Source organism: Paenibacillus sp. P4_A7 (assembly GCF_056402455.1).
This window is the reverse complement of record NZ_JBFUHJ010000188.1, coordinates 1-9708: the sequence shown is the minus strand read 5'-3', so window position 1 is coordinate 9708 and position 9708 is coordinate 1. Positions and strand designations below refer to the sequence as shown.

Sequence of the window (9708 nt, the reverse complement as noted above, 5' to 3'; positions counted from 1 at the left end):
GAACAGTATATTGCCCGATATTCGGATGCGCCCCGTCCGGCGGTGAAGCATGTCATCGAAGCGGAATCGTTCGCCGGCGCGGAAGGGATGCAGGCGGTCGTATCGGATGCTTACGAAGGCGCGGGCAGCCCTGTCGTACGTACGGAAGACAGCGGTTCAATCCATTGGGATGTGGACGTGCCGGAAGAAGGGCTTTACCAGATCGGTATTCGCTACTTTCCTATCGAAGGCAATACGTCCCCGATTGAAAGGGAGCTGCATATTGACGGAGCGGCCCCGTTCGAAGAAGCGATACGGCTCGTATTTTCACGGATATGGGGCAATGTACTGTCAGAAGTGGAACGCGACGGCCGGGGCAACGACTTGAGGCCGCGACAGGTAGAGCGACCGGATTGGCAGGAGGCGGTATTGCGGGATGCGGAAGGCTATTATAGTGAAGCATTATCGTTTTATTTCTCCCAGGGCAAGCATCGCATTACGCTTGTTTCCCTTCGCGAGCCGATGGAGATTGACTCGCTGCAGCTCATTCCCGAAGAGCAGTTTCCTTCATATGCCGATTTAAAGCAAGTATACGGCGCGCAAGGTTATCCAGAAACCCGCGATCGGTTCGTCAAAGTGCAGGGCGAAGATGCGATCCAAAAATCGAATCCGTCTCTGTATCCGTTGAACGACCGGTCCAGCCCGGCGACAGAGCCGTATCATGTTTCGAAAATCAGAATGAATACGATCGGCGGAACAAATTGGAAAATGCCCGGTCAATGGCTGGATTGGGAAGTGGACATTCCCGAGGACGGCTTATATGAGATCGGTCTTCGTTTTAAACAAAACAAGGCCGAGGGAACCCATGTCGTCCGGAGGCTCTATATCGATGGCAAAGTTCCTTTCCTTGAGGCGAACGAGCTTCCTTTTCCGTATAACGGAGCCTGGCAAACGGGGGAGCTTGGCGATGCGGATCAGCCTTATACGTTCCATTTCACGAAAGGCAAGCATCGGCTGAAGATGGAAGTGTCTATGGGCGAGTTGTCCGAGACGATCAGGATGGTGCGTTCGAGCATTCGGGAACTGAACGCGCTTTACTTGAAGGTCATTATCTTAACGGGCGCTATGCCCGACGAATTCCGTGATTACCAGCTGAGCAAACAAATTCCCGAAATCGGGGACAAGTTCCGTGAGCAGGGCAAGCGGTTGAACGAAGCGGCGGACCGGATGGACCGGATGGCCGACAGCCGCAGCGGCAGCTCAAGGATATTGCGGACGACCGCTTATCAATTGGAAGATCTGAGCCGTGAGCCGGAGACGCTGTCGCGTAGATTGAAGGCGTTCAAAGACAACATCAGCTCGCTTGGAACATGGCTTCTTACCGTTAATGAGCAGCCGCTTGAAATCGACTATCTGTTTGTCAAGTCACCGAATGTAGAGACGCCACAAGCCGATAAAGGGGTATTCGGCAAGCTGAAGCATGAGCTGCTGTCGTTCGTGTCTTCGTTCTCTGAAGATTACAATGGCATCGGCGACAGCGGCGGCAAAGACCCGATTACGGTTTGGATCGCGGCGGGACGAGATCAGGCGCAGCTGCTGCGGGCGATGATCGATTCGATGTTTACACCGCAAACCGGTATCGAAGTCAACCTGCAGTTGATCAATCCTGCCGTGATGCTGCCGGCGACGCTGGCAGGGAAAAATCCCGATGTGGCGATATCTGCGGTGGATGTCATCAATTTTGCGATGCGCAATGCGCTACAGGATTTGAAGCGGTTTGAGGATTTTACAGAAGTGAAGGGGCGGTTCATGGACAGCGCCTTCCCCAGTTTTGCGTTCAAGGACGGCATCTATGCGCTGCCGGAAACGCAAACGTTCCCGATGCTGTTTTACCGCAAAGACATATTCGAGTCGTTAGGACTTCGCGTTCCGAACACATGGGAAGAATTTTATCATATGATTCCCAAATTGCAGAAGCACAATATGGACATTGGCATGGCACCAACCCCTGTGCTGGAAATGATGCTGTACCAGAAGGGTGGCCAGTATTACCGCGGTGACGGCGTGGCGACCGATCTAGATTCGCCTGTTGGCGTGGAATCGTTCCGGAAGTGGACGGAGCTGTATACAAACTACAAGCTGCCGATTCAATTCGACTTCATCAACCGGTTTCGCACGGGTGAAATGCCGATCGGCATTGCCGATTATACGACGTTCAACTTTCTGACGATATTCGGACCGGAAATTCGCGGCCAGTGGGACTTCGTTCCAGTTCCGGGAACGGTAGGGCCGGATGGAAAGATCCATCGCGAGGTGTTGTCCGTCTCGGGTGGGACCGTCATGTTTAAAAGCGCCAAAAACAAGACGGCCTCATGGGAGTTTATGAAATGGTGGACCGATACGGAAGCGCAAGTTATGTTCGGCCGGGAAATGGAAGCTATTCTCGGTGAATCGGCGCGTTATCCGGTGGCCAATACAGAAGCGCTGAAGCAACTGCCGTGGGCAGCCAAAGACTATAAGCGGCTGGTCGAGCAGTTGCAGTGGGTAGTCGGGGTTCCGGCGGTGCCAGGCAGCTATTCGCTGCAGCGGCATTTGACGAATGCATTCTACGAAGTTGTGGAAGGCGGCAGCGAACCGGGGGAAACGCTGGAAAACTACGTTCGCATCATTAACGAAGAGCTTGCGATCAAGCGTCAGGAATTCCATATGCCGACAGAGTAGAAGGGAGGGCTTTCGGATCATTCAACTGAGCAGAAAAATAGCGGAGGCCAAACCGGGCGGGATGATGCGCCTGCGGCTGGGCGGCAAGATGAAGGAGGCGAAGCGGCAGAAGACGCTGTACGTAATGCTTCTGCCGTATTTCCTAATTTTTTTCACCTTTACCGTGTTGCCTGTGTTTTTATCGATTACGGTTGGCTTCACGAACTTCAATATGCTGGAGTTTCCCGACTGGGTAGGCTTGCAAAATTATGCGCGACTGTTCGTCCGCGACGACGTCTTTTTGGTTGCGCTCAAAAATACGCTGTTGTTTACCGTCATTACCGGACCGGCAAGTTATATCGCTTGTTTAGTCATCGCATGGATCATTAATGAATTTTCACCAAAAATACGTGCTTTTGTCACCTTAGTCTTCTATGCGCCGTCGTTGTCGGGCAGCGCGTTTATCGTGTGGACACTGCTGTTCAGCAGCGATTCCTACGGGTATATCAACTCGTTTTTGCTAAAGYTGCGGATCATCATGGAGCCGATCTTGTGGCTGCAAACACCGAAATACGTCATGCCGATCATTATCCTCGTACAATTGTGGCTTAGTCTCGGTACCAGCTTTCTCGCTTTCATCGCCGGATTTCAAGGGATGGACAAAACACTGTTCGAGGCCGGGGCGATAGACGGCATCCGCAACCGTTGGCAAGAGCTATGGTTCATCACGCTGCCGTCGATGAGGCCAATGCTGCTGTTCGGCGCCGTTATGCAAATTACGGCTTCGTTCGGCGTGGCGGAAGTGGCGGTTGCGCTGGCCGGATTCCCTAGTGTGCAATATGCGGGACATACGATTGTCACCCACCTGATGGATTACGGTTCGATTCGGTATGAGATGGGTTACGCTTCAACGATCGCAACCGTATTATTCGGGATTATGCTGGGCTCAAATCTTCTCGTTCGCAAGCTTCTGAAGAAGGTCGGTGAGTAACGATGAGGATTGCGCTTCGCATAAGGAAAAAGAAGGTGAGCCGGTCCTGGTACGGCGATTTGGCGCTGGTTTTCGTTTTGGCCGCAATCGGGTATTTTATGGTGCTTCCGCTCGTATTCGTCATCAATAACGCCTTTAAGCCGATTAACGAAATTTTGATGTTTCCGCCGAAGTTTTTCGTACGCAATCCGACGCTCAGCAATTTCGTCGAATTGTATCACTTGCTCAGCGGCACATGGGTTCCGATGACAAGGTACCTGTTCAATACATTGTTTATTGCTGTCATCGGCACTGCGGGACATGTCATTATCGCTTCGCTGGCGGCTTATCCGCTGGCCAAGCGGAAGTTTCCGGGGCGAAACGCTTTGTTTACGATTGTGATGCTATCGCTGATGTTTTCCGCCACGGTGACTCAGGTGACAAACTACATGACCATGTCGTGGCTCGGATTAATCGATACATTGTGGGCGATCATTATTCCGGCGATTGGTTCTTCCCTTGGACTTTACTTGATGAAGCAATTTATGGAAGGGGTGCCCGATGCTTTGCTGGAGGCGGCACAAATCGACGGCTGCAGCGAGTTTCGTATTTTTTGGAGCATTGTCATGCCTAGCGTCAAGCCGGCGTGGCTTACCCTGATCATATTTTCGTTCCAGAGCTTATGGGGAGCGGGCGGTGCTGCAGGGTCGATGTATATTTACAGCGAGCAGTTGAAAACGATTGATTATGCGCTCGGACAAATTTTGGCGGGCGGTATTGTGCGGACGGGTCCTTCGATGGCGTCGACCCTGATCATGATTTCCGTTCCGATTATTATATTTATCGTGTCTCAAAGCAAAATCATCCAAACCATGGCCACCTCAGGCATGAAAGATTGATCGGAAAGGGGAGCTTATCGTGAACCGAATGCTCAAGCTGATGCTGCTCTTCCTGCTCCTGTTTCTTGGGGTCGGGCCTGCAGAAACGGCATGGGGCGCACCATACGAAGGATACAACTATTCCAACTTCGGTCTCACCCAGCCTGCCCCGGTCCCGTATGCGCCGGTTCGGCAGGTAGATGGCGAACAGTGGAATGCGGGACCGCTGAAGTCGCCGGAAGATGTATTCATTACGGAGGATGAATATGTTTATGTGGCCGATACCGGAAATCATCGCATCGTCTGTCTGGACCCGGAATTGAATGTGGTGCGCATCATCGATTCGTTCTGGGACGGTGAGAAGGAAGAGGCGTTCCGCGAACCCCAAGGCATTTTTGTCGATCGCCGGGACCATCTGTTCGTTGCCGATACTGCCAATCAGCGGATTGTCGAGCTGGCACCGGACGGCCGGCTTGTGAGGGTGATCGGAGCGCCTCAGTCGGATTTATTCCGCACCAATTTCGTCTATACGCCAATCAAGCTCGCCGTCGATACGGCCGGGCGGCAGTATGTCGTCAGCAAAGGGACGTTCGACGGCATATTGGAGTTAGATGAAAGCGGGAAGTTTACAAGGTTTATCGGAACGAACAAGGTGCAATTTAATGCCGTCGATTTGTTCTGGAAGCGGATCATGACGGAGAGGCAGCGGGAACAGATGCAGCTCAACATACCAGTTGAATTCAACAACCTCGATTTGGACAAGGATAGCTTCATCTATGCGACAACAAGCGAGGCGATGTCGAATGAGCCGGTGAAGCGGCTGAATCCGTCCGGCTTCGATGTGCTGCGGCGCGAAGGATATTTTTCACCGAAAGGCGATGTCCAGTGGAGTTTGTCGGGCACCCGTAGCGGAAGTTCGGCGCTGACGGACGTAGCGGTGGATCGCAACGGGATGTACAGCATTCTCGACAGCCGGAAAGGGCGGATTTTCACCTACGACCGGGACGGGAAATTGTTGTTTCTGTTCGGTCATATCGGCGAGCAATATGGCAATTTCAAAACCCCKGTTGCCATCGGCATGAAGGGCGAGCAAATCGTTGTGTTGGATAAAGGATTGAACCAGCTTTCCATCTTCAAGCCTACGCGTTACGGCGAGACGATTCGTGATGCGGTCATTTACAGCGACCTTGGAGAGAGGGATAAAGCAAGCAAAGCGTGGACGAAAGCGCAAAAGTTAAATACGAATTTGGAAATCGCTTATTTGGGCGTCGGCAAAGCGGAACTGCGAAAAGGCAACAACCTTGCAGCGATGGCCGATTTTGAGCTTGGCATGCACAAAGGGTATTATTCGCGGGCATTCGAGCGATACCGCAAAGATTTCCTGTGGGAGCATTTCAATATGGTCGCCGCAGCGCTTGCGGCAGCGGTTCTCGTGCTGGTCGTGGCCATGAAGCTGGTGAACGCAAGACGGCTTGCGGAGCAGGGAACATGGCGGATGGCCTGGTACACGATATTCCATCCTTTTAACGGCTTCTGGGAGCTGAAGTACGAGAAGAAAGGTAAGATCTGGTTCTCACTGCTGATCCTGGCGACGCTCACTGTGCTGTATATTATGAAGCGGCAATATTCCGGCTTTATATTCAACATGAGGTTAACGGATGAAGTGAACAGTCTGGATGAAATCAAATTTATCGTTTTGCCGTTTTTCCTATGGTGTATCGCCAATTGGTCGCTTACGACCCTCATGGACGGAGAAGGCAAATTCAAAGAGATTTTGATCGCTACCGGATACGCACTTATTCCGCTCGTGCTGGTGCAAATTCCGCTCATCTTAATGTCCAATATGTTAACCGCGAAGGAAGCTTCATTTTATTATTTGCTTGAATCAGTCGTCATTGGCTGGGTTGCCTGGTTATTGTTCGCCGGTATGCAAACGGTTCACCAATACAGCGTATCGAAGACGATTGTCACGATGCTGCTGACGATGGTCGTCATTGGAATTTTCATCTTTTTGGCGATGCTGTTTTTCGCTTTGCTGCAGCAAATGCTTGTGTTCGGTACAACCATCTATCGAGAGATTGTATTCAGGATCGGGGAGGGGTGATTCGGTGGCATCTTACAATAAACTTTACATCGCGACGGCAGCCCTCCTATTGGTTGTTGTTTTAGCTGCTTTTGGCATATGGTGGTCATTTGCAGGTACCGATTCGGAATCTCCGGTTTCCGATGAGGCGGCAGCGCGCACCATGGAAATCGCTGCTTCCGGTGGGACGAAAACGGTGGTCACGAAGGTTTCCACCGAGGCCCATCCGCAGTTGCCCGGGATGAAAGCCGTGCTGGAGAACGATTTGCTCCGGCTGTACATCAACCAGGAAAACGCGGAAATCGTCGTGCTGACGAAAGCCAACGGACAATTATGGTATTCGAATCCGCCCGGGCGAAACGAGGATCCGCTCGCTACGCCGCATCTGAAAGGCAGATTGTCCTCGCAGCTGTCGCTCGTGTATTTGACCGGCGAAGGTATAGCGAAGGAATACGACAGCTATAACGATAGCGTGCAATATAAGCAGTTTGACATCACCCAAGCCGATGATAGTGTCACCGTAACTTACCGCTTCGGCAATCCGGAGAAAGGGATTGAATCGTTCCCGCAAAAAATAAGCAGGCAACGATTCGAGGAGAAGCTGCTGAATCGGCTTGACGACAGCGACAGGGAGCAGCTTATAGTCCGCTACAAATTTATTGAAGAGGAAGAAGTGTACGAGCGGCGGGAAATACCCCGATCGCTTGTGAAAAAACTCGTGGGGATATTGGAAAAAGCGGGGTATACCGATGAGGATCTGAAGTTCGACCACGAGGAGAACAGGGTGGAGAGCGCCGAAGCCGGGGGCCGCGCCAAGCTTGCGGCGGCGCTGCAATATAAGCTCGACGGAGGCCAACTGATCGCTTGGCTTGATACGGGGGGGCTAGAAGAAAGCGAGCCATACAAAATTCAGAGCATTTCGTTGCTTGAAAATTTCGGAGCGGCAGGAACGAAGGACAAAGGATACATGTTCGTGCCCGACGGCTCGGGAGCGCTTGTCCATTTGAATAACGGAAGGAAACTGGCTCAGCCGCTCATGGTGCAATTGTACGGTGAAAACGGCGCCATCGCCAAAGAGGAAAAAATCAATGACTATGAGCCGGCGAGATTGCCCGTATTCGGAATGAAGCAAAACGATCGCGCCTTTTTCGCCATCATCGAGGAAGGCGATGCGCTAGCCAAAATTTCGCCGACGTGAGCGGCAGGAAACACAGCTTTAATCTCGTAAGCAGCCAATTTACGATTTTGCCCAGCGACAAGGTGCAGTTGAACAGCCAAGATGAAATGATCAAGACGCCGAAGATGAAATATCATGGCAAACTGCAAATCCGCTATGCGTTGCTGGATGGCAAAGAGGCGAATTACTCCGCGATGGCGGTTTATTACCGCAATTATTTGGTGAACAAATACGGCCTGAAGAAGCTGGAAGGGGCAGGCAGCGACACGCCGTTGTATGTTGAATTGGCCGGAGCTATACCGAAGCAGAAAAATATCGCCGGTTTTCCCTACGAAGCGATGGTGCCGCTCAGCAGCATTGCTAAAACGAACCTGCTGCTCGACCGGTTGGACGACGTTGGAATCCGCAATGTTCATTTGAATTATAAAGGTTGGTTTAATGGAGGAATACGCCATCAATTTCCGACGAAAGTAAAGATCGACACGGTGCTTGGATCGAAACGGGAGTGGACCGATCTAGGCAAAAGACTACTTCGCAGCGGCGGCGCGTTGTATCCGGATGCCGCATTCCTTGAGGCATATGGCGGTGAATTCCATCCTTCGTCGGATGCCATTCAGCAAATTTCACGCAAGTACGCAAAAAAGTTCCCGTTTAATCCGGCAACCTACGAGAGGCAAAGCAACGCTTATTCGTATTACCTGTTGTCGGTAAATCGGCTGAATGCCGCAGTGGACAAGTTTTTAGCGGCATACGAAGAGTTTAACCCGGGTTCCATATCACTTCGCGATCTCGGCGATCAGCTTCATTCCGATTTCAGGCAGCGGGAGGAACTGACGAGGCAGGATGCCGAGCGGATTGTAGCCAAACAGGTAGGGCGAATCGCCGGAAAGTCTCCGAATATGATGTTTAACGGCGGCAACGCGTATGTGCTTCCATACGCCTCGCACGTGCTGAATGTCCCACTTGAAAGCAACTGGTTCCAGCTTGCGGACGAATCGATACCGTTTTATCAAATGGTATTTCACGGGTATTTCGAATATGCGGGCAATCCTTATAATATGGCGTATGATCAGAACTTGCGGACACAGGTGCTCAAATCGCTGGAAACTGGGTCTAACGTTTATTACAGCTGGATTTTGGAGCATCCGTCGGTATTAAATAAAACGCAATATAACGATCTTTACGCGAATTATTACGAGCAATGGTTCGATGAAGCGGTGCAAGCTTATGATGAAGTCAACGCCGTGTTGAAGCGGGTGAGAGGGCAAATGATCGTTTCACATGAAAAGCTGGCGGAAGGCGTATATCGGACGATTTATGAAAATGGGGTCGCGGTTACGGTCAACTATGGCGAGCGACAAGCATCCGTCAACGGCTTAACGATTGAACCCGAGCATTATGTTGTAGAGGGGTGAGAGCATGGCAAAAAAGCGGACGATAGGCCTAGAGCAGAAAAAAGCCTGGTTTGGCGTATTATTTCTAGCTCCGTGGTTATGTGGATTTATGTTTCTGCTGGCCATCCCGCTCTATCAGTCGATTCGTTTCAGCTTCAGCAAGCTGACGATCGAACCGGCAGGGTATGAGATTCAATATATCGGATGGGAAAATTTCAGATATGTATTTTTGGTCGATCCCTGGTTTGTCAGGGTGTTGACGAATTCCGTACTGGACATGGTGCTGAATGTGCCGCTCATTATTTTTTTTAGTCTGTTTACGGCCAATATGCTGACACAGAAATTCAGGGGCAGAGCGTTTGCGAGAGCCGTTATATTCCTGCCAGTCGTGCTTGCCTCCGGGGCCATCGCGACGCTGGACAGCGGCAATTATTTGGCTTCCCTGATCGGCTCCGTGAGCACGGAGATGGACAGCAATTACGCCAGCGGCTTGCGCAGTATCGATATCGGGCCGCTGCTGCTGCAGT

The 9708-nt window shown here is 51.5% G+C and carries 5 protein-coding genes and 1 pseudogene; all 6 read left to right on the top strand.

The features are described 5' to 3' along the window. Positions 1-2700, top strand: a 2700-nt coding sequence (locus AC1DWN_RS19915; RefSeq protein ID WP_477560646.1) for an extracellular solute-binding protein, incomplete at its 5' end; no start/stop codon positions are given. A gap of 61 nt (positions 2701-2761) precedes the next feature. Next, positions 2762-3670, top strand: a complete 909-nt coding sequence (locus AC1DWN_RS19910) for a carbohydrate ABC transporter permease (RefSeq protein ID WP_477560645.1) — start codon at positions 2762-2764, stop codon at positions 3668-3670. Between the two features lie 2 nt (positions 3671-3672). Then, complete coding sequence (locus AC1DWN_RS19905; protein ID WP_477560644.1) at positions 3673-4548, top strand: carbohydrate ABC transporter permease; 876 nt, start codon at positions 3673-3675, stop codon at positions 4546-4548. 28 nt (positions 4549-4576) lie between these two features. After that, entirely contained in the window at positions 4577-6631 is a 2055-nt protein-coding gene (locus AC1DWN_RS19900) for a YIP1 family protein (RefSeq protein WP_477560647.1), read from the top strand. Positions 6632-6773: 142 nt separating this feature from the next. Continuing rightward, positions 6774-9202: pseudogene (locus tag AC1DWN_RS19895) on the top strand (DUF5696 domain-containing protein). 4 nt (positions 9203-9206) lie between these two features. Next, the coding region (locus AC1DWN_RS19890; RefSeq protein ID WP_477560643.1) for a carbohydrate ABC transporter permease at positions 9207-9708 on the top strand (502 nt) is incomplete at its 3' end.

Bases quoted from the DNA above. Each gene is read 5' to 3' on its own strand.
- AC1DWN_RS19905 (WP_477560644.1), top strand. From the start codon at position 3,673: ATGAGGATTGCGCTTCGCATAAGGAAAAAGAAGGTGAGCCGGTCCTGG.